The organism is Polaromonas sp. P4_F9 (assembly GCF_056401235.1).
Genome location: NZ_JBFUJT010000032.1, coordinates 23790 through 43527 on the forward strand (window position 1 = coordinate 23790; position 19738 = coordinate 43527).

Below are 19738 nucleotides of genomic sequence, written 5' to 3' on the forward strand. Positions count from 1 at the left end.
ATGCATAAGTGTATCTCGTAGCGCTTACTGGTTAGACCAAACTATAAGTGGTTTACCAATTTTGATGTTACTGGTTTACCACTATGGCATTTTTGGTTGCCACTTTTAAACTTCCGTTCAGTTGGTGTCAGGCCAGCTCTTCCCAAAACCTGGCTTTTTCAAATCAAACCCAAGCGGAGTCATCTATGCAGATCAAGAAAATTCTCAGAGTTGCGGCGGTCGGCCTGACGGTTCTGGCCAGCGTCGCTTTGACGGGCAATATCGCTTCAGCCCAGACCGTCACCGACATCGTCAAGCGGGGCAAGGTCAAGATTGGCGTCCTGGTGGGGGCACCGCCCATGGGGGCGGTGGACTCGTCCGGCAATCCGGTGGGTTTTGACGCCGATACCGCGACCCTGCTCGGCAAGTACCTGGGCGTGCCGGTGGAGATGGTGGCGCTGGAGCCGCCAGCGCGTATTCCGGCGCTCGAGTCCGGCAAGGTGGACTTTCTGGTCTCGACCCTGGCGCCCACGCCGGAGCGCGCCAAGACGGTGATGTTCACGGTGCCCTACAACGCCTTCCAAGTCGGTATTTACGCCAAAAAAGGCGCCAAGATCAAGGACTGGGCGGACCTCAAAGGCAAGAAGGTCGGCGTGAATCGCGGCTCCAGCGTAGAGCCGACACTGGTCAAGCAGGAGGGCCTGGTCGGCTTGAAGGTCGTGCGTTTTGATACCGACGCCGCCGTGATCCAGGCGGTCTTTTCGGGGCAGATCGACGCGTGTGCCGAGCCTGACACCATGGTCAACCAGAGCCTGAAGGCCCGGCCCGATGGCGACATGGCGCTGAAATTCATGTTCAGCAAACAGCCCAACTCGATGGCCGTGCGCAAAGACGCCTTTGAGCTGCACCAGTGGCTGAACAACACGATCTACTTCATCAAGATCAACGGCGAGCTCGACGAGATCGCGCGCAAGTGGATTGGCTCCCCGCTGCCTGAGTTGCCTACCTTTTGATTTTTCCCTGGTCCCTTGGTCCCCCGGGATAAGGCATTGGCGCCGCCCGAAGCGGCGCCAATGTGCGTGACTTGCCGTTCAACCCGCTGAAAGATGCCTGTGAAAGCCGAGCTTCATTTTCAATCGATTTTTGCCAGCTGGCAGCTCTACGCCGAAGGTGCGCTGGGTACGCTGGGACTGGTGGTGTGCGTCATTCCGCTGGGATTTGCGCTGGCGGTGGCACTGGCGCTGGCGCGCAAGATTGCACCCCAGCCGATTCCCAAACTCGTCACGGTCTATGTCGAGTTTCTGCGCAACACGCCTTTTATCGTCCAGCTTTTTTATGTCTACTTCGGGCTGGGGTCGATGGGATTTCCGATCCCCCCGCTGATGGGGGCCTTGCTGGCGCTGATGCTTAACTTAAGCGCCTATTCCACGGAAATCATCCGGGCCGGCATCGACTCCATTCACCGGTCCCAGCTGGAGGCCGGGTTGTCCCTGTCCATGACCCGCGTCCAGCTGTACCGCCATGTGGTCATCATGCCGGCGCTGGCCAGGGTCTGGCCGGCGCTCAGCAGCCAGTTCGTGCTGACCATGCTGGCCACCAGCGTGTGCTCGTTCATTCCGGTGACCGACCTGATGGCCGCCACCAAGTTTGTGGAGTCCAACACCTCACGCGGTTTTGAGGCCTACCTCATCCCCGCACCGATTTACCTCGGCGTCGCGCTGCTGATGAAGTGGGGTTTGGCCGTGCTGGGGCGGGCGCTGTTCCCGGCGCAGCAGGACGCCAAAGCCAATGCGATTTCGAAAGGTTTGGGATGATGATCGAAAGCTTCGGGTTTCCCGAATTCATGTTTTTGATCCGGTCGCTGGGCTGGACGCTGGCACTGACCGCTTCGTCGCTCCTGCTCGGCAGTGTGATCGGTGCTTTTTTTGCCATTGCGCGGGTGTCTCACAACAATCTGCTGCGCAATGTCGCGGTTCTCTACATTCAGGTGCTGCAGGGCCTGCCGGTTCTGCTGGTGTTGTTCCTGGCGTATTTTGGGCTGGCCTATATGGGTTTCGATCCGCCGGCGCTGGTCATTGCCACCATCGCCCTGGGCCTGTACGCCGGGGCCTATCTGGCCGACATCTGGCGTGGCGCGATGGAGTCGGTGCCCTACCAGCAATGGGAGGCCTCCTCCTCGCTGGCCATGACGCGGGCCCAACAGTTTCGCTTCATCATCCTGCCGCAGTCGGTGCGTATTTCGCTGCCGCCCACGGTCGGGTTTCTGGTCCAGCTGATCAAGAACACCTCGATCGTGTCCGTCGTGGGCTACATCGACCTGATGCGCGCCGGCGAGCATATCGAGACCAGCCTGCACTCTCCCTTCATGGTTTACGGGATCGTGGCGCTGCTGTATTTCTCGCTGTGTTTTCCCTTGTCCCACCTGAGCAAAATGTTAGAGAGGAAAGTACATGCCGATCGTCAAAATTGAAAATGTCGTCAAGCGTTTTGGCGCAGTCGAGGTGCTCAAGGGTGTTTCGCTTGATGTCCAGGCGGGCCAGGTGGTGGCCATCATCGGGCGCAGCGGTTCGGGCAAAAGCACCTTGCTGCGCTGTCTCAACGGGCTGGAAACGATTTACGCCGGCAACATCGACATTGCCGGCCACAAGCTCGACAACAGCGGCCGGCATTTGCGGGAACTGCGCAAGGACGTGGGCATTGTTTTTCAAAGCTACAACCTGTTCCCCCATTTGACCGTGGGTGAAAACATCATGCTGGCGCCGCGCATCACCAAAGGCATCTCGCGGGAAGAAACCCGGCGCATTGCCGAGGCGACGCTGGCGCAGGTGGGGCTCTCGGAGAAATTCGGCGCCTACCCGGAGAAGCTGTCCGGCGGGCAGCAGCAACGCGTGGCGATTGCGCGCTCGCTGGCCATGCAGCCCAAGGTCATGCTGTTCGATGAAGTGACTTCCGCGCTGGACCCCGAGTTGACGGGCGAGGTGCTGATCGTGATGGAAAACCTGGCCAAAAACGGCATGACCATGCTGCTGGTGACGCACGAGATGGGTTTTGCCAAGAGCGTGGCCGACATCACCGTCTTCATGCACCAGGGCAAGGTCTGGGAGGCCGGCCCGTCAGAGCAACTCTTTGCATCTCCCCAAACGCCCGAGCTGCGGCAATTCATTGGCGGCAGCCTGAAATAGCCGTCCTTATCCTTCATTGCAACGCCTCGTTCCATTCACTGACCCCATCCAAATTTGCGATTCAAACCCATGACCACAGCCCAACGCCACACTCCCGCCGACCTGACCCGATTTGCCAGCCAGTTGCTCACGGCCGCCGGCCTGCCCGCCGTCAAGGCAGACACCGTGGCCCGTTTGCTGGTGCTGACCGACATGATGCAGCGCCACACCCACGGCGTGGCGCTGTGCCCGCTCTACATCGACCAGTTGAAGAACCAGCTGATGGGCACTGACGGTGAGCCCGAAGTGGTGCGGGACACGGGAGCCACCGTGGTGTGGGACGGCCACTACCTGCCCGGTCTGTGGCTGGTCGACAAGGCCTTGAGCCTGGCGTTCGAGCGCGTCGCCCGGCACGGCGTCGTGACCTTCGCCATGCGCCGCAGCCACCATATCGCCTGCCTGGCCGCGCTGGTCAAACAGGCCACCGACCGGGGCCTGGTGGCCATCCTTGCCACGTCCGATCCGGGTGGCAAGTTTGTCGCACCTTTCGGCGGACGTGATCCGGTGTTGACGCCCAACCCGTTTGCCATCGGCTACCCCGGCAGGAAGGCCCCGGTGCTGGTGGACATCTGCGCCTCCATCACCACCGTCTCCATGGCCCGCACCAAGGCCGCCGCCGGTGTGCAGTTCGAACACCCCTGGTTGATGGACAACGCCGGCCAGCCGACCACCGACCCGCGTGTGCTGGAGCAGACCACGCCGCGCGGCTCCCTGCTGCTGCTCGGCGGCGCGGAATACGGCCACAAGGGTTTTGGCCTGGCCCTGATGGTCGAGGCCCTGACTCAGGGGCTGGCCGGCCACGGCCGAATCGATGCCCCCAACCGCTGGGGCGCCAATGTGTTTCTGCAGGTCATGGACCCGGAAGCCTTTGCCGGCCGCGACAACTTCCTCACGCAAATGGATTTCATTGGCGACGCCTGCCGCGCCAGCACACCGGTTCAGGCCGATGGCCTGGTGCGTTTGCCGGGCGACCAGGCCAGCGGCAACATCGCGCGCGCGCAGCGACAGGGCATTGCCCTGAGTGAGGCCACGCTGGACAAGCTCGCGGCCTGTGCGGCCCAATTGGGCGTTGTACCTTTGGGCAATGCATGAGCATGGCAGCCACCAGTGCCGGAGCCACTAGCGCCGGAAAAAGGCAGATCGCCCTCTCGGCCGTCGATGGCAAGCTGGTGCTGGACAAGGGCGCCATCAAAGTCATCAACCACGGTGAGCGCGACGGCGCCATGCTGTACGACCTGTCCGTCTTCCCACCCCGGGAAGTGGGCTATCTGGCCATGCCCACCAGCCTGGCCGGCCCGCCGCAAAGCGTGGCCGTCAGCCCGGACCAGACGCTGGCCCTTGTCACGGCCGCGCAAAAGACCGATCCGGCCAACCCCGCGCGTACGGTACCCGACACGCGCGTGACCGTCATCGACATCGCGTCCGGGCCCGCACGCATCACGCAAACCCTGGAAGCCGGGCTGGGCCCCACGGGGGTGTCGTTTTCACCCGACGGGCGCATGGCCGTGGTGGCCAACCGCAATGACGGCACGTTGTCCGTGTTCCGTGTCGAGGGCCAAACCCTGGCCAAAACCGCCACCGTGCCGGTCGGCGACCGCCAGTGCCAGCCTGCTTCGACGGCTTTCACGCCCGATGGCGCCACCCTGCTGGTGTCGCGCGACGGCGACCACTTCGTGTCGGTCTTTGACGTGGCCGATGGCCAGGTGCGGGCGGCCGGGCGCGACATCAGCGCCGGCATCAAGCCCTATGGCCTGTCGGTGGCGCCCAACGGTCAGTTCGCGGTGACGGCGAACGTAGGGCGGGTCAGCGGCGATGCGGACTCGATCAGCGTGATCGATCTCACGCGCAAGCCCTACCGCGTGGTGGACACGCTGGGTGTTGCCGCGACGCCGGAAGCGGTGCTGGTCTCGCCCGATGGCGCCTGGGTGGTGGCGGTGTGCCACAACGGCTCCACCCGTGCGGAGGACTCGCCTTTTTTCAACCCGAACGGCACCCTGGTGGTGTTCCGTGTCAGCGGCCTGCAGCTGGTCCGCCATGCCGAGCACCCGATTGGCCGCTGGGCGCAGGGCGCAGCGTTTTCGCACGACAGCACTGCCCTGCTGGTGCAAAACACCGTGGAGCGTGAGCTGCAGGTGTTTCGCGTCAGCAGCCAGGGTTTCACCGACACTGGCGAGCGGCTGCCCATTTCATTCGGCAGCTTTGCCGCCATCCGCACCGTCGATTTTCCATCCGCCTGATCACCTATGCAGCCATTGACCCAAGCCACACTGACGCAACTGGTGCAACCAACACAACGGACGAGCGCTGCGCTGACCATGCCGTCGTCCGTGCAGCTGCCGCGCTACCGCCGCACCGATGCCCGTGTGGGCGTGGTGCATCTGGGGCTGGGCGCTTTTCACCGCGCCCACCAGGCCATGGTGTTTGATGCCCTGTTGCAGCGCGGCGACCCGCGCTGGGGCGTGCTGGGCGTGGCCATGCGCACGACCGAACTGGCCGATGCACTGACCGCGCAAGACGGGCTGTATGCGGTGCAGCTGGCCAGCCGCGAGGCGCTGCGCTGGCAAGTGGTTGGCGCTGTGCTGCAGACCTGTGTGGCGGCGCGTGAGCCTGAGCAGGTGGTGGCGGCCATCGCCGCACCCGGCACGCGCTGGGTCACGCTGACGGTGACCGAAAAAGGCTATGGCCCGGCGCTGGCGGCCTTGCTGATGCAGGGGCTGGCGGCGCGTCATGCGGCGGGTTTGGGCGGGCTGACGATCGCTTCCTGCGACAACCTCTCTGACAACGGCCGCAAGCTGCAGCAACTGTGTGTGGATGCGGCGCAGCACGATGCTGCGCTGGCGCAGTGGATTGACACCGCCTGCGCCTTTCCCAACAGCATGGTCGACCGCATTGTGCCGGCCGCCACCGCACAGCATCGCAGCGATGCGGCACAGGCGCTGGGACTGGCGGATGCCTGCGCCCTGGGCACCGAAGAATTCTGGGAGTGGGTGATCGAGCGCCGCTTTGTCGACGACGCGGATGGCGACGCGCTGGCGGCTGCCGGTGTCCAGGTGGTGGAAGACGTCAAGCCCTTTGAGGAGGCCAAGCTGCGCATGCTCAATGGCAGTCACACGGCCATCGCGTTGATCGGTGCGGTGCTGGGCTTGCCCACAGTGGCCGACTGCATTGCCCGGCCGGCCATCCGCCGCTTTGTTGACGGCCTCATGACCGACGTGATGATGCCGCAGCTGCAGCGTCCCGGGCTGCCGGCCTACCGCGACGCCTTGCTGGCGCGCTTTGCCAATCCCGAACTCCGGCACAAGGTACACCAGATCGCCACCGACAGTTCGCTGAAAATCCCGCTGCGCTGGACGGCGACGGTGCAGGCCCGCCTGGCCGCTGGCACGAGTGTTGAGCCGCTGGCGCTGGCGACGGCCGTGTGGATGCGCTACCTGCTGGGCGCGGATGAACAGGGCCAAGCCTATGCCATCTCGGACCCGCTGGGGCCGGCCTTGCAGGCTACCGCGCAGCGGCGCCGGGACGATGTGCCTGGCACGGTGCGTGCGCTGCTCGCCGTGAGCTCGATATGGGGCGAGGTGTTGCCGCACGATGCACGCTGGACCGCGCGCGTGGAGCACTGGTTGCAGGTCATTCGGCGCCAGGGTGTCGCTGCTGCGCTGGCGCAGCTGCAGCCGTCAGCTTGAGCCCTTGCCGGGACTTCTCTCAATTATCAGACGGGCATTCGGCTACCGTTCGTCCTGAGCCTGTCGCAGGGCTTCGTCACTTCGACAAACCCAGGACAGGCCAGGCTCAGCCTGAACGGTGTGGTGCCATGATTTACATCAATAAGGCGATAAAGCAATAAGACGGTGCGCACTGGTTGCGCCGCACCGCTGCGACCTGTTCGCACCGCAGCAAGGCGCGAACAGCCGCGGGTTCACTCAATCGAACTGCAGGCCGCCGTTGAGGTCCAGCACCTCGCCGGTGATGAAACCGCTCAGCGGGTGCGCCAGAAACAGCACACTGTGGGCAAATTCCTCGAGCTCGCAAAAGCGGCCCACCGGGATTTTCTGGCGCAGCTCGGCTTGTCGCTCGGCGCTGACCTGCTCGGTCAGCATCTGGGTCTTGACGAAGGTCGGGGCCAGGGCGTTGCAGGTCACGCCAAACGGGGCGTATTCGCGTGCAAAGCTGAAGGTCAGCGAGATCACRCCGCCCTTGCTGGCCGCATAGGCCGGCAGCGGCGACAGGCCGCCGGTTTTGGCGCCGTATGACGACACGTTGACGATGCGGCCAAAGCCGCGTGCCTTCATGCCCGGCGCCACGCGCTGGCTCACGTAAAACACGCCATCGAGGTTGATGCTCAGCGTCTTGCGCCAGAGTTCGGGGGTGGTTTGTTCGCAATTGGCGTACTGCAGAAAACCGGCATTGTTCACGCACACGTCGATGCGGCCAAAGCGCGCCTCGATCTGGTCGCAGGCCGCATGCACCTGGGCCTGATCGCTCACGTCCATGGTGAAGCAGGCCAACCGGTCGCCGTGCGATGCCAGCAAGCTGGCGACCTGGTCGGTCCGCAAGTCGGTGGCGGCTACACGGTAGCCTGCGTCGAGCAGGGCGCGGACGGTCGCCAGGCCCATGCCGGCGTTGGCGCCGGTGACGAGGGCGACCTGGTCCTGAATGGGGGGAGTCATGGTGTTGAAAGACATTTGAAAAGTATTTGATTAAAAAGTGTTTGAGAGTGTTTTGAATACCTGGCCATTGATCTATCCGTTCAAATAGCTATCAATTTGGTAGCGGAATGTAATAGCTGAATGGTAGGGCTGTGGAAATCAGTCCTGCAAGGTCGCACCGACCTTGCGGCCGGCGGCAACCATCTCTTGCCAGGTCTGGTCATCCACCGTGATGCCTTCGACTTCCCGCTGCGCGCGGGTGGCACGCTCCGGGTCGCCGGCAATCTGCACGGCGTCAAAGCCGGATCCGACCGGCCCGGCCTGGAGCCAGTCCACAAAGGCCACCGCTTCCTGCTCGAAAGCGGCCTGGGTGCCCAGCTTGGCTGGGTCGATCAAAATCGTCAGCATGCCATTGACGACGGCGCGCACGGCCGGGTCGGTGGCTTTGTGCCAGGTGCCGCCGCCTGTCAGCGCGCCGCCCAGCAGTTCGCAGGCCACGGCCATGCCGTATCCCTTGTGCTCGCCAAAGGCCAGCAGCGCGCCAAACAGCCCATTGCTCTGGGGCACCACCACCACGCCCGGGTCGGTGGTCGGGTTGCCGTGTTCGTCGATGAGTGTGCCGGGCTCAACCTGAATCCCCTTGTTGTGCGCCACACGCATCTTGCCCTGCGCCACGCGGCTGGTGGCAAAGTCGAGAATGAAATGAGCCCCCACGCTCGTCACTTCGTGTACTTCGCTGCCCCCCGAGGGGGCTGAGCTTGCTTGGGGCGGCCCTTCGCGGCGCTCGCTCGCGCCACGCCCCTTCAGTGGAATGCCGATGCAGCAGGGGTTGGTGCCAAAGCGGCCATCGCCTCCGCCAAACGGCGCCACCACCGGTCGCGACAGCACGTTGACAAAATGCAGGGACACCAGGCCTTGATCCACCGCCATTTCGGCGAAGTGCCCGATGCGCCCGAGGTGGTGGGCATTGCCCAGCGTCATGATGCAGCTGCCGTGGGTCTTGGCGCGGTCTATGCCCAGCGCCATCGCCTGCTCGCCGACGACCTGGCCGTAACCGCGCTGGCCGTCCAGCGTGAGCAGCGAGCCGGTGTCGAGGACTACCCGCACGCTGCTGTTGGGTTTCAGGCCGCCTTCCAGCACCGCGTCCACGTAACGCGGCAGCATGCCCACGCCGTGCGAGTCATGGCCGCTCAGGTTGGCCAGCACCAGGTTGGCGGCAACAGTGGCCGCCTCTTCGGGCGAACTGCCGGCGGCTCTTAAAACAGTCGCTACCTGGACTCGTAACTGGGGGGCGGAGATGGTGTGGCTCATGAGGGTGTCGAAGGTGTTGTGGGTTTTATTCCCTCTCCCCCTGGGAGAGGGTCAGGGTGAGGGCCTCTCGGCGCGCAGGGCCCTCACCCCCGCCCTCTCCCAGCGGGAGGGGGAGTGAAGAAAAGGACTACATCACCGCGCCGACTTGCCAGGGCACAAACTCGTTTTGCCCGTAGCCGTGTTTTTCGCTTTTGCTGGGTGCGCCCGAGGCGGTGGCCAGCACCAGTTCGAAAATGCGTTGCCCCATCTCGGCCACCGTGCTGCTGCCGTCGATGATTTCGCCGCAGTTGATGTCCATGTCGTCTTCCTGCTTGCGCCACAGCGCCGAGTTGGTCGACAGCTTGAGCGAGGGCGAGGGCGCGCATCCATAGGCCGAGCCGCGGCCGGTCGTGAAGCAGATCAGGTTGGCGCCGCCGGCCACCTGGCCGGTTGCGCTGACCGGGTCGTAGCCGGGCGTGTCCATGTAGACAAAGCCGTGGGCCTGCACCGGCTCGGCGTATTCGTAGACCGCCTGCAGGTTGCTGGTGCCGCCCTTGGCGACGGCGCCCAGCGATTTTTCCAGGATGGTGGTCAGCCCGCCGGCCTTGTTGCCCGGCGAGGGGTTGTTGTTCATCTCGCCTTCGTTGATTTCGGTATAGTGCTCCCACCACTTGATGCGCTGGATCAGCTTCTCTGCCACCTCGGGTTTCACCGCCCGGCGCGTCAGCAGGTGTTCCGCGCCGTAAATTTCGGGTGTCTCGCTCAGGATGGCGGTGCCGCCGTGTGCCACCAGCAGGTCCACCGCCGCGCCCAGCGCCGGGTTGGCGCTGATGCCGGAGTAGCCGTCCGAGCCGCCGCACTGCAGGCCGATGGTGATGTGCGCGGCGCTGCAGGGCTCGCGTTTCACGTTGTTGACCGCGGGCAGCATCTCGTTGATCAGTGCCACGCCTTTGGCCACGGTCTTGGTCGTGCCGCCCGTGTCCTGGATGTTGAACACCTTGAAGGTTTCGCCTTCCCGCAGGCTGCTGTGGGCCAGCCAGGCATTGATCTGGTTGGCTTCGCAGCCCAGCCCCACCACCAGCACGGCGGCGAAGTTGGCGTGCGTGGCGTAACCGGCCAGCGTGCGCTGCAGCATCTGCATGCCCATGCCCTCGGTGTCCATGCCACAGCCGGTGCCGTGGGTCAGCGCCACTACGCCATCGACATTCGGAAAATCGGCCAGTGCCGCCGGGTTGGTGCGCCGCGAAAAATGGTCGGCTATGGCGCGGGCCGCCGTGGCCGAGCAGTTCACGCTGGTCAGCACGCCGATGTAGTTGCGTGTCGCGACGCGGCCGTCGGCCCGCTTGATGCCCATGAAGGTGGCTTCCCGCCGCGGCGGCTCGGGTTTGACATCGGCGCCAAAGGCGTAGTCGCGCTCGAAGTCGCCCTTGTCCGGGCCCATGTCGAGGTTGTGCGTGTGCACATGCTCACCGGCGGCAATCGGTTTGCTGGCAAAGCCGATGATCTGGTTGTAACGCCGCACGGGCTCGCCCGGCGCGATGGCGTGGGTGGCAATCTTGTGGCCGGCCGGGATCAGGCCCTTGACCGGGACACCTTCGACGCTGGTGCCGCTCAGCAGTTGCTGGCGGGCGATCAGGACGTCATCGGCAGGGTGAAGGCGAATGAATGGGGTCATGGAAATTTCTCTTCAGTCAAACATTTCAACAAAATACATCAACAAGACATTTCAATAAAACATCTTCGGCAGCCACAGCACCAGCTTGGGGAAGTAGGTGATGATGATCAGACTGCCCAGCAGCGGAAACAGCCAGGGCAGGATGGCGATGGTGGTGCGCTCGACCGAGAGCTTGGCCACGCGCGCCAGCACAAACAGCACCATGCCCATGGGCGGGTGCAGCAGGCCAATCATCAGGTTGAGCACCATCACCAGTCCGAAATGGATGGGGTCAATGCCCAGCTGCACGGCGATGGGCACCAGGATGGGCACCAGAATCGTGATGGCCGCCGTAGGCTCCAGGAAGCAGCCCACAAACAGCATCAGTACATTGGCCAGCAGCAGGAAAACCCAGGCCTCCTTGGTGAAAGCCAGCACCCAGCTGGCGATGTCGGTGGTCACGCCGGTGGCTGTGAGCATCCAGCCGAAGATGGACGCCGCGGCCACGATGAACAGCACGGTGGACGTCGTCTCCACGGTATCGAGGCACACCTTCACGAAACTCTTGAAGGTCAGCGTGCCGTACCAGGCAAAGCCGAGAATCAGCGACCAGACGCAGGCAGCAATGGCGCCTTCGGTGGGCGTGAAGATGCCGGTGGTCATGCCGCCGATCAGCAGCACCGGCGTCATGATGGGCAGCACGGCCTGGAACTTGAACGCCTTGTCGGCCGCGAACAGCGCCACCAGCGCGGCGGCCACGGTAACTTGCGGCGGAAAGTCCAGCTTGCCGATCAGCAGCCACAGCAGCAGGGGCCAGCCGATGACCACGGCGGTCTCGATCAGCGCCTTGCTCAGGCGGCTCCACTCGAACTTGACGTCGGCGCCCCAGCCGTTCTTGTGGGCGAAGTAAGCCACCGTCAGCATCATCAGGATGGCCATCATGACGCCCGGCAGTATGCCCGCCAGAAACAATGCGCCGACGCTGACGTTGGCCATCATGCCGTAGATCACAAAGGGCAGGCTGGGCGGAATGATGGGCCCCAGCGTGGCGGAAGCCGCCGTCACGCCCACGGCAAATTCGGTGCTGTAGCCGTGGTCCTTCATGGCCTTGATCTCGATCGTGCCGAGTCCGGCCGCGTCGGCGATGGCGGTGCCGCTCATGCCGGCAAACACCACCGAACCCACGACATTGACATGGCCCAGCCCGCCCTTCATCCAGCCCACCAGCGCCAGCGCGTAGTTGTAGATGCGGTTGGTGATGCCGGCGTTGTTCATCAGGTTGCCGGCCAGGATGAAGAAGGGCACGGCCAACAGCGGAAAGCTGTCGATGCCGCTGACCATGCGGTGAATCACCACGAAGGGCGGGGAGCTCTGGGTGAACAGGATGTAGAGGAGCGAGGCGCCGGCCATGGCCATGGCCACCGGAAGGCCGCCGCTCATCAGGAACAGGAAAACAACCTTCAACATTTAACGGTCCTCCATGGTGGATTCAGGGCGTTCCAGCACGCTGTAGCCGCGCTTCACGTGCACACGCATGACCCAGAGCGAGCGCACGCACATGGCCGCAAAGCCGATCAGGCAGATGCCATACACCAGGTTCATGGGCAAGTCGACGATGGTCATTTTGTAATTGCCCATCTTCATCATCATTTGCCAGGTCAATACAACCGCAGCCGCCAGGAAGGCGATGCGCAGCACATCGGTGAGCAGGGCCATGGCCCGCCCCAGCCAGGGTGGCATGAAGCGGTAGAAAAAGTCGACCTGGATGTGGTTGTTCTTGGCCACGCCAATGGCGGCGCCCACGAACACGGTGGCGATCAGCAGGTAGCGCGCGATCTCTTCGGTCCAGGCGGCGGAGTCGTTCATCACATAGCGTGTGAAGAATTGGTAGAAAACCGTCAGCCCCAGTGCCCAGAAAAACAGCAGTGCCGCCCAGGCTTCGGCGGGTGTGTCCGACAGGTCAACCGCTTCGTCGGTGGCATGGAACTCGCCGTCGTCGCCCATGACCTTGGGCAGGGCGTCGATGTCAGGAATGGTGATCATGATGGTAGGGCGCAGGGGTTGGTGGGGAAGCCCCTCCCCGCGACGGGGAGGGGATCGAATGGCATGGGGATGGCGATCTGCAGCGTTAAGCCCCGCCCAGGTTCGGCGGGGCAACACGCAGTGCCTACTTGAGGGCCTGGATGCGGTCCCAATCCTTCTTGTCATAGCCCATGGAGCTCATGTCCACGGCTTTCACGATGCGGTCGCGGAACTCGTCCTTGTTGACCGTGACGACATTGAGGCCTTTTTTCTTGAACTCGTCGACCAGCTCGCCTTCACGTTTCTTGATGTCAGCCGTGGCGCTGGCTGCGGCCTCCTGCATCACGTCGGTGAAGATTTTCTTGTCCGCATCGCTGAGCTTGGTCCAGACGTGGGGGCCGACCTGCGTCACCAGTGAGTCCAGGATGTGGCCGGTCAGGATGATGTTCTTCTGGACCTCGAAAAACTTCTTGGCTTCGATGGTGGGCAGCGGATTTTCCTGCGCATCGACGGTGCCGTTCTGCAGGGCCAGGTAGACCTCGGCAAAAGCGATCGGCGTCGGGTTGGCGCCGCAGGCGCGCGGCAAGGCCATGTAGGCGGGCACGTCCGGCACCCGCATCTTCAGGCCCTTCATTTCATCGCAGGTCTTGAAGAGCTTGTTGCTGGTGGAGTGGCGTGCGCCGTAGTAGGTGACGGCGACGGTCTGCACGCCCGTTTTCTGCTTATAGCCGTCGGCCAGTTCCTTGAAGACATCGCTCTTGGAGTATTTGAGCAGGTGCTCAGGGTCGCGGAAGGTGTAGGGGTAGTAGCCCACGCCGATGCGCGGAAAGCTGCGGGCAGCGAAGGAGGCGCCCGAGATGATGATGTCGACGGTGCCCAGCTGCAAGCCCTGGTTGATGTCGCTTTCCTTGCCCAGCGTGGAAGCCGGGAACACCTGGATCTCGTAGCGGCCGGCGGTGCGCTTCTTGATCTCGTCTGCCGCCCAGACCGACCACTTGTGATAGGGCTCCGACGTTTCATACACGTGGGCCCACTTCAGCTTGGTTTGCGCATGGGCGATGCCAAATGACCCCATGGTCCCCGCCAATATTGCGCACAGGGCCATGGTTTTTATCGTCGATCGTTTTGTCATGTTGTCTCCTCGGTTGAAAAAAGGTGAACGTGAAAAGTTAAAAAATTGAAGAAGGTAAAAGTAAAAGCAGGGAAGTGCTGGACGCAGGCATCAGCTCGTCTTCGCGCGGCGCCAGCTCGCGCTGAATCGGGTGTGGGATTTGTCCATGTGGGCATGCATCGCAGCGCGGGCAGCGGCGCCGTCATGCGCGCAGATGGCGGCGTAAATCGCTTCGTGCTCGTCGATGGCGGATTGCCATGACTTCATGGTCTCGAAATAGCCACCCAGGCGCGTGAACAGCGGGCCGCGGCGCGAATCCCAGAAGCTCTGGACGGTTTCGATCAGCACCACGTTGCCGCAGGCCTCGACGATCGCGGTATGAAAGGCCCGGTCGCCTTCGAGCGGCAGTACGCCGCGCCCGGCATCGTTTTTCATGGCGTCTATGGCTTTGCGCATCGCGTCAATGTCTTTGCGTTTGGCCTGGACGGCGGCCATGGAGGCAATTTCGCCTTCCACCACGCGGCGCGCCCGGATGAGTTCCAGCGGTCCCCATTCGGTCGGCGCAATCTGCGGCCCGTTTTTCCGCTGAACCTGGTTCGACCGGTCCAGCACGTAAACGCCGGAGCCGGTGCGCACTTCGACCCAGCCTTCCACTTCCAGCGCGATCAGGGCTTCACGCACGGAGGGGCGGCTCACGCCCAGTTGCTTGGCCAGGTCGCGCTCAGCCGGCAGGCGTTTGCCAGCCGCAAACTCGCCCTTGCTGATCAGCGAGCGCAATTGCTCGGCAATCTGGCGATAGAGGCGTTTCGGTTCGACGGTTTGGATGGGCATGCGGGCTTTGGCGGCGAATTAAGGGTTAGCCAGAATTGGACAAGTGGTAAGACCAATTGATAATCCCATGAATCCACCGGCGGTGGCATCCGGCTAAACCCTGTAATACCGTTCATGACCTGAATAACCGACCTGAATAACCGCGAATAACCCTGGATACCCTTCTGCACCATGAAACCGCAAGTAACGATCGAATCCATACGCCTGCGGCAGGTCAATTTGCCGCCCAAGGTCGTGCGCACCGACGCCATCCAGTCCTTTGTGACGCAGGAGACGCTGCTGCTGACCGTGCGCTGCAGCGATGGCGTGGAGGGCACCGGCTACGCCTACACCATAGGCACCGGCGGCTCGTCGGTGATGGCTTTGCTGCATGACCACCTGGCGCCGCGCCTGCTGGGCCGCAACCCGCTGTTGATTGAAGCCATCTGGAAAGACCTGTTTTTTCATACCCACGCCACGGCTGTCGGGGCCATCACCAGCCTGGCGCTGGCCTGCGTGGACACCGCGCTGTGGGACTGGCGCGCGCGCAGCCAGAACCTGCCCTTGTGGCAACTGCTGGGTGGCGCGCAGCCGCGGGTGCCGGTCTACACCACCGAAGGTGGCTGGCTGCACCTGAGCGCGGATGAGCTGGTGGACCAGACGCTGGCCGCCAAGGCCGAGGGTTTCAAGGGCGCCAAGATCAAGGTCGGCCGGCCGCATGTCAGCGAGGACGTGGCGCGCCTGTCCAAGGTGCGCGAGGCGGTCGGTGCGGGCTTCAACATCATGACCGATGCCAACCAGGGCTTCAACCGCCCCGAGGCCGTGCGTCGGGCGGCGGCTTTTGCCGCGCTGGACCTGGCCTGGCTGGAAGAGCCGCTGCCCGCGGAAAACATCTCCGGCCACCGGCATCTGCGCGAACACACGGCCATTCCGGTGGCGGTGGGCGAGTCGATGTACCACCTCAGCCAGTTCCGCGAATACCTGGAGCAGGGCGCCTGCAGCATCGTTCAGCCCGACGTGGCCCGCATCGGCGGCATCACGCCCTGGATCAAGGTGGCGCATCTGGCCGAGGGCTTTGATGTGCCGGTGTGTCCGCACTTCCTGATGGAGCTGCATGTGAGCCTGTGCGCCGCCGTGCCCAACGCGGCCTGGGTCGAGTACATACCGCAGCTCGACGACATCACGACCAGCCGCATCCGCGTCGACGGCGGCTATGCCTTCCCGCCGGACACGCCCGGCCTGGGCATTGAATGGGACTGGCCTGTCATCGGCAAGCGGCAGCTTGCCGACGTGACCATCAAGTAAGTCATCGCAATCATCACAACCATCGTCAACAACCAAGGAACAAGCATGAGACTCCAGGGAAAAACCGCACTGGTCACGGCCGCCGGACAGGGCATCGGAAAGGCCACCGCACTGGCCATGGCGGCCGAGGGCGCCCAGGTGTGGGCTACCGACGTCAATGAGAAACTGCTCGCCGATTACGCCGGCGTGCCCAACATCAAAACTGCGGCGCTCAATGTGCTCGACAAGGCCGCCATCCAGAAACTGGCAGCCGAGTTGCCGCCGCTCAATGTGCTGTTCAACTGCGCCGGCTTTGTCCACGCCGGCTCCATCCTGCAGGCCACCGACGAAGACTGGGACTTTGCCTTCAACCTCAATGTGCGCTCGCAGTTCTGGATGATCCAGGCGGTGCTGCCCAAGATGCTGGCCCAGGGCGGCGGCAGCATCATTAACATGGCCAGCGTCTGCGGCTTCAAGGGCCTGCCAAACCGCTTTGTCTATGGCGCCTCCAAGGCCGCGGTGACCGGCCTCACAAAATGCGTGGCCGCCGACTTCGTGACGCAGGGTGTGCGCTGCAATGCCATTTGCCCCGGCACGGTCGATACCCCCTCGTTGCAGGACCGCATCAATGTGTTTGAGGACCCCGACGAGGCGCGGAAAAATTTCATCGCGCGCCAGCCCATGGGCCGCCTCGCGCAGGCCCATGAAATTGCGCCGCTGGTGGTGTTTCTGGCCAGTGACGAATCGGCCTTTGTGACGGGGCAGTCCTATGCCATCGACGGCGGCATGACCATATGAACCAGCTTGACCTGGCCGGCCGCCATGCGGTGATCACCGGCGGCGCGGCGGGCCTGGGCTTTGCCATTGCGCAGCGCATGCTGGCTTCGGGCGCGACCGTCACCGTGTGGGACCTCAACCCGCAGGCGCTGGCGGCGGCCCGAACCGAACTCGGTGCGGGTGTGCATACCGTTGTGGTGGATGTGAGCAGCCATGCCAGTGTGGTGGAAGCCGTGCGGCAAACCGTGGGCCACCAACCGGTCATTGATGTGCTGGTCAACTCGGCCGGCATCACCGGCCCCAACGTTAAGCTGTGGGACTACCCGCCCGAGCAATGGATGCAGGTGCAGCAGGTCAACCTGAACGGACTGTTCTTCTGCTGCCGCGAGGTGGTGCCGCACATGCGCACGCGCAACTATGGCCGCATCATCAATATCGCCTCGGTGGCGGGCAAGGACGGCAATCCCAATGCCAGTGCCTACAGTGCCAGCAAGGCAGCGGTGATTGCGCTGACCAAGTCCTTGGGCAAGGAACTCGCCGATACTGGCGTGCGCGTCAATTGCGTGACGCCGGCTGCGGTAAAGACGCCAATTTTTGACCAGATGACGGCGGAACACATCCAGTTCATGCTGTCGAAAATCCCGATGGGCCGCTTCGGCACCCCCGAGGAGGTCGCCGCCATGGTGACGTGGCTGGCCACCGAAGAGTGTTCGTTCTCGACCGGCGCGGTGTTCGATCTATCTGGCGGGCGTTCGACTTATTGACCTATTGATATGACTTTGATTTAACCAGAAGGAAAAACCATGAAACTCGTTCGTTATGGCAACCCGGGCAAGGAAAAGCCCGGACTGATTGATGCCGAAGGCAAGCTGCGCGACCTCAGCGGCGTGATCAAGGACATCGGTCCCGACCAGCTCGGCGATGCGGCGCTGGCCAAGCTGCGCAAATTGAAAACCGACAAGCTGCCACTGGTCAGGGGTTCGCCGCGCATGGGCTGCCCGGTCAGCGGTGTCGGCAAGTTCATCGCCATCGGGCTGAACTACGCCGACCACGCGGCCGAGTCCGGCTTGCCGATTCCCGCCGAACCCGTCGTGTTCATGAAGGCCACCAGCTGCATTCAGGGGCCCAACGATCCGGTCATGCTGCCCAAGGGCTCGGTCAAGACCGACTGGGAAGTCGAGCTCGGCGTGGTGATCGGCACCCGCGCACGCTATGTGTCGCAGAAGGACGCGCTCACTTATGTGGCCGGCTACTGCACCATCAATGACGTCAGCGAGCGCGAGTTCCAGATCGAGCGCGGCGGTACCTGGGACAAGGGCAAGGGTTGCGACACCTTCGGCCCGATCGGYCCCTGGCTGGTGACGCGCGACGACGTGCCCAACCCGCAAAAACTGAGCATGTGGCTGGAGGTCAACGGCAAGCGCATGCAAAACGGCTCTACCAAAACCATGATTTTCAGCGTGGCCAAGCTCGTYAGCTACGTCAGCCAGTTCATGACGCTGGAGCCCGGCGACGTSATCACCACRGGCACGCCCCCWGGCGTGGGCCTGGGCATGAAACCGCCGGTGTACCTGAAAAAGGGCGACCAGATGGCGGTGTGGATCGAGGGCCTGGGCGAGCAGAAGCAGACGGTCGTGCCGTTCAAGCTCGTGAAATAAAGCCCCCACGGTCGCTCGCTTCGCGTAGCTCCCGAGGCCTTGCAGGCCGCGGCTCGCGAGACGCTTCGCCTCTGTCGCCTGTCCAAAGCTGCTCGAGCAGCTTTGGAGCCGCAGGCTCCAGCCCCTCGGGGGCCGCTGCGCCTGCGGCCCGGCCCTTCGACAGACTCAGGACAAGCCAACGCCGGTTCCGCGGCTCATGCTGGGTTAAAGACTTCAGGGAGCACAACCAGGGTGCCGCGGGACTGGCTTTGCCAGACCGCAGGCGCCGCCCCCTGGAGGGGGGAACAAGCTACACGCAGTGAGCTTGGACAGGGGTGGGCTAATTCACCGCCCCCTGAGGGGGGAACAGGCTACACGCAGTGAGCCTGGACGGGGGTGGGCTTGTTCTAGGGTTTACCCTTGGTTTGGCTAGACCTTGTTCTCTATAAACAGACACTCCATCACCCTCAGGGTTTGACTGTCATGGAATTGTTGCAAAATAGAACGATCGTTCGTTTTATTTTGGCTCAATCCCATGACCGTCAATGAACTTCCTGTCAAAACCGTTCCCGTCCCGGCTGCGCCTATCCCTGCGATCGGTGCAGCCGTGCCCAAAAGCCAGCAAAAAGGCCAGCAGACCAAGGCGGCCATTGTCGATGCTGCCTTGGGGCTGGCCACACAAATTGGCCTGGAGGGCCTGAGCATAGGAGCGCTCGCCGAAGTCATGCACATGAGCAAGTCCGGCGTGTTTGCCCATTTTGGCTCACGCGAGGAACTGCAGATTTCGGTGGTCCGCGAATACCACAGCCGCTTCGAGGAAGAGGTGTTCTTCCCGGCATTGCAGGCTTCCAGGGGTCTGCCGCGCCTGCGCGCACTGTTTCACAACTGGATGAACCGCACCTCGGTCGAGATCGATTCGGGATGCCTGTACATCAGCGGTGCCGTCGAATTCGACGACCGGCCGGGGCCGGTGCGCGATGCGCTGGCGGGCTCGGTGCGGACCTGGCTGGCCGCGATGTACCGCGCCGTGATGCAGGCCAAGGAGGCCGGGCACCTGCAGCGCGATGCCRACGAACAGCAGATGGTCTTCGAGATTCACGGACTCATTCTCGCGCTGCATTACGAAGCCCGTTTCCTGAAGTCCCCCGGCTCTGTCGCCCGCGCCAACACCGGCTTTGCCAACATCCTGGCGCGTTACGGCAACGATGCGCCGTCGCCAGCAGAGCCATCCCCTGGCGCTTCGCCGACGAAGGCGCCGGCAAAAAACTCTCCCAAAATATCTTCATCTTCGAAACCGGCTTAAAGCC

General features: G+C 63.2%; 19 protein-coding genes. 12 read left to right on the forward strand and 7 right to left on the reverse strand.

Features of this window, described 5'->3' with window-relative positions; translation table 11 throughout:
- Window positions 1-185 precede the first annotated feature (185 nt).
- The 7 genes from AC1DUB_RS22635 (at window position 186) to AC1DUB_RS22665 (ending at window position 6883) form a co-directional block, all read left to right on the forward strand.
- Window positions 186-992, forward strand: coding sequence for a transporter substrate-binding domain-containing protein (locus AC1DUB_RS22635; RefSeq protein WP_477731423.1), 807 nt, complete (start codon window positions 186-188; stop codon window positions 990-992).
- Between the two features lie 93 nt (window positions 993-1085).
- On the forward strand, window positions 1086-1793 hold the full coding sequence (locus AC1DUB_RS22640) for an amino acid ABC transporter permease (RefSeq protein ID WP_477731424.1): 708 nt from the start codon (window positions 1086-1088) through the stop codon (window positions 1791-1793).
- Window positions 1790-2449 (forward strand): amino acid ABC transporter permease, encoded by a 660-nt coding sequence (locus AC1DUB_RS22645; RefSeq protein WP_477731425.1) that lies wholly within the window; start codon window positions 1790-1792, stop codon window positions 2447-2449. The genes AC1DUB_RS22640 and AC1DUB_RS22645 overlap by 4 nt, the downstream gene beginning before the upstream one ends.
- A complete protein-coding gene (locus AC1DUB_RS22650; RefSeq protein ID WP_477718366.1) occupies window positions 2430-3161 on the forward strand; it encodes an amino acid ABC transporter ATP-binding protein in 732 nt (243 codons plus the stop codon). Before AC1DUB_RS22645 ends, AC1DUB_RS22650 begins: the two co-directional genes overlap by 20 nt.
- A gap of 69 nt (window positions 3162-3230) precedes the next feature.
- Window positions 3231-4292 (forward strand): Ldh family oxidoreductase, encoded by a 1062-nt coding sequence (locus tag AC1DUB_RS22655; protein ID WP_477731426.1) that lies wholly within the window; start codon window positions 3231-3233, stop codon window positions 4290-4292.
- On the forward strand, window positions 4289-5437 hold the full coding sequence (locus AC1DUB_RS22660; RefSeq protein WP_477731427.1) for a beta-propeller fold lactonase family protein: 1149 nt from the start codon (window positions 4289-4291) through the stop codon (window positions 5435-5437). Before AC1DUB_RS22655 ends, AC1DUB_RS22660 begins: the two co-directional genes overlap by 4 nt.
- A gap of 6 nt (window positions 5438-5443) precedes the next feature.
- Complete coding sequence (locus AC1DUB_RS22665; RefSeq protein WP_477731428.1) at window positions 5444-6883, forward strand: mannitol dehydrogenase family protein; 1440 nt, start codon at window positions 5444-5446, stop codon at window positions 6881-6883.
- A gap of 237 nt (window positions 6884-7120) precedes the next feature.
- Here AC1DUB_RS22665 and AC1DUB_RS22670 read toward each other — a convergent pair whose 3' ends face one another.
- The 7 genes from AC1DUB_RS22670 to AC1DUB_RS22700 all read right to left on the reverse strand — a co-directional run bounded on the left by AC1DUB_RS22670 (window position 7121) and on the right by AC1DUB_RS22700 (window position 14754).
- On the reverse strand, window positions 7121-7867 hold the full coding sequence (locus AC1DUB_RS22670; RefSeq protein WP_477731429.1) for an SDR family NAD(P)-dependent oxidoreductase: 747 nt from the start codon (window positions 7865-7867) through the stop codon (window positions 7121-7123).
- 138 nt (window positions 7868-8005) lie between these two features.
- A complete protein-coding gene (locus tag AC1DUB_RS22675) occupies window positions 8006-9157 on the reverse strand; it encodes a dehydrogenase (protein ID WP_477731430.1) in 1152 nt (383 codons plus the stop codon).
- 127 nt (window positions 9158-9284) lie between these two features.
- The gene (locus AC1DUB_RS22680; protein WP_477731431.1) at window positions 9285-10811 is read right to left on the reverse strand and encodes a UxaA family hydrolase; all 1527 of its coding nucleotides are present in this window, start codon (window positions 10809-10811) and stop codon (window positions 9285-9287) included.
- 51 nt (window positions 10812-10862) lie between these two features.
- Complete coding sequence (locus AC1DUB_RS22685; RefSeq protein ID WP_477721873.1) at window positions 10863-12257, reverse strand: TRAP transporter large permease; 1395 nt, start codon at window positions 12255-12257, stop codon at window positions 10863-10865.
- Entirely contained in the window at window positions 12258-12833 is a 576-nt protein-coding gene (locus AC1DUB_RS22690; protein WP_477721874.1) for a TRAP transporter small permease, read from the reverse strand.
- Between the two features lie 124 nt (window positions 12834-12957).
- Window positions 12958-13944 carry a sialic acid TRAP transporter substrate-binding protein SiaP gene (locus AC1DUB_RS22695; protein WP_477721875.1) on the reverse strand — a complete coding sequence of 329 codons (987 nt, stop codon included), beginning with the start codon at window positions 13942-13944 and terminating at the stop codon, window positions 12958-12960.
- Between the two features lie 90 nt (window positions 13945-14034).
- Window positions 14035-14754: a FadR/GntR family transcriptional regulator gene (locus AC1DUB_RS22700; protein ID WP_477718357.1), complete on the reverse strand. Its 720-nt coding sequence runs from the start codon at window positions 14752-14754 to the stop codon at window positions 14035-14037.
- 171 nt (window positions 14755-14925) lie between these two features.
- On the opposite strand from AC1DUB_RS22700, the gene AC1DUB_RS22705 reads away from it, so the two are divergent.
- The 5 genes from AC1DUB_RS22705 (at window position 14926) to AC1DUB_RS22725 (ending at window position 19734) form a co-directional block, all read left to right on the forward strand.
- Window positions 14926-16038 carry a mandelate racemase/muconate lactonizing enzyme family protein gene (locus tag AC1DUB_RS22705; RefSeq protein ID WP_477731432.1) on the forward strand — a complete coding sequence of 371 codons (1113 nt, stop codon included), beginning with the start codon at window positions 14926-14928 and terminating at the stop codon, window positions 16036-16038.
- A gap of 45 nt (window positions 16039-16083) precedes the next feature.
- Window positions 16084-16815 (forward strand): SDR family oxidoreductase, encoded by a 732-nt coding sequence (locus AC1DUB_RS22710; protein WP_305639372.1) that lies wholly within the window; start codon window positions 16084-16086, stop codon window positions 16813-16815.
- Window positions 16812-17558: an SDR family NAD(P)-dependent oxidoreductase gene (locus tag AC1DUB_RS22715; RefSeq protein WP_477731433.1), complete on the forward strand. Its 747-nt coding sequence runs from the start codon at window positions 16812-16814 to the stop codon at window positions 17556-17558. Before AC1DUB_RS22710 ends, AC1DUB_RS22715 begins: the two co-directional genes overlap by 4 nt.
- Before the next feature lie 39 nt (window positions 17559-17597).
- Window positions 17598-18452: a fumarylacetoacetate hydrolase family protein gene (locus AC1DUB_RS22720; protein WP_477718353.1), complete on the forward strand. Its 855-nt coding sequence runs from the start codon at window positions 17598-17600 to the stop codon at window positions 18450-18452.
- 514 nt (window positions 18453-18966) lie between these two features.
- A complete protein-coding gene (locus AC1DUB_RS22725; RefSeq protein WP_477731434.1) occupies window positions 18967-19734 on the forward strand; it encodes a TetR/AcrR family transcriptional regulator in 768 nt (255 codons plus the stop codon).
- The last annotated feature ends 4 nt before the right edge of the window (window positions 19735-19738 follow it).

Bases quoted from the DNA above. Each gene is read 5' to 3' on its own strand.
- AC1DUB_RS22635 (WP_477731423.1), top strand. From the start codon at position 186: ATGCAGATCAAGAAAATTCTCAGAGTTGCGGCGGTCGGCCTGACGGTT.
- AC1DUB_RS22640 (WP_477731424.1), top strand. From the start codon at position 1,086: ATGCCTGTGAAAGCCGAGCTTCATTTTCAATCGATTTTTGCCAGCTGG.
- AC1DUB_RS22645 (WP_477731425.1), top strand. From the start codon at position 1,790: ATGATGATCGAAAGCTTCGGGTTTCCCGAATTCATGTTTTTGATCCGG.
- AC1DUB_RS22650 (WP_477718366.1), top strand. From the start codon at position 2,430: ATGCCGATCGTCAAAATTGAAAATGTCGTCAAGCGTTTTGGCGCAGTC.
- AC1DUB_RS22655 (WP_477731426.1), top strand. From the start codon at position 3,231: ATGACCACAGCCCAACGCCACACTCCCGCCGACCTGACCCGATTTGCC.
- AC1DUB_RS22660 (WP_477731427.1), top strand. From the start codon at position 4,289: ATGAGCATGGCAGCCACCAGTGCCGGAGCCACTAGCGCCGGAAAAAGG.
- AC1DUB_RS22665 (WP_477731428.1), top strand. From the start codon at position 5,444: ATGCAGCCATTGACCCAAGCCACACTGACGCAACTGGTGCAACCAACA.
- AC1DUB_RS22675 (WP_477731430.1), bottom strand. From the start codon at position 9,157: ATGAGCCACACCATCTCCGCCCCCCAGTTACGAGTCCAGGTAGCGACT.
- AC1DUB_RS22680 (WP_477731431.1), bottom strand. From the start codon at position 10,811: ATGACCCCATTCATTCGCCTTCACCCTGCCGATGACGTCCTGATCGCC.
- AC1DUB_RS22685 (WP_477721873.1), bottom strand. From the start codon at position 12,257: ATGTTGAAGGTTGTTTTCCTGTTCCTGATGAGCGGCGGCCTTCCGGTG.
- AC1DUB_RS22690 (WP_477721874.1), bottom strand. From the start codon at position 12,833: ATGATCACCATTCCTGACATCGACGCCCTGCCCAAGGTCATGGGCGAC.
- AC1DUB_RS22695 (WP_477721875.1), bottom strand. From the start codon at position 13,944: ATGACAAAACGATCGACGATAAAAACCATGGCCCTGTGCGCAATATTG.
- AC1DUB_RS22700 (WP_477718357.1), bottom strand. From the start codon at position 14,754: ATGCCCATCCAAACCGTCGAACCGAAACGCCTCTATCGCCAGATTGCC.
- AC1DUB_RS22705 (WP_477731432.1), top strand. From the start codon at position 14,926: ATGAAACCGCAAGTAACGATCGAATCCATACGCCTGCGGCAGGTCAAT.
- AC1DUB_RS22710 (WP_305639372.1), top strand. From the start codon at position 16,084: ATGAGACTCCAGGGAAAAACCGCACTGGTCACGGCCGCCGGACAGGGC.
- AC1DUB_RS22715 (WP_477731433.1), top strand. From the start codon at position 16,812: ATGAACCAGCTTGACCTGGCCGGCCGCCATGCGGTGATCACCGGCGGC.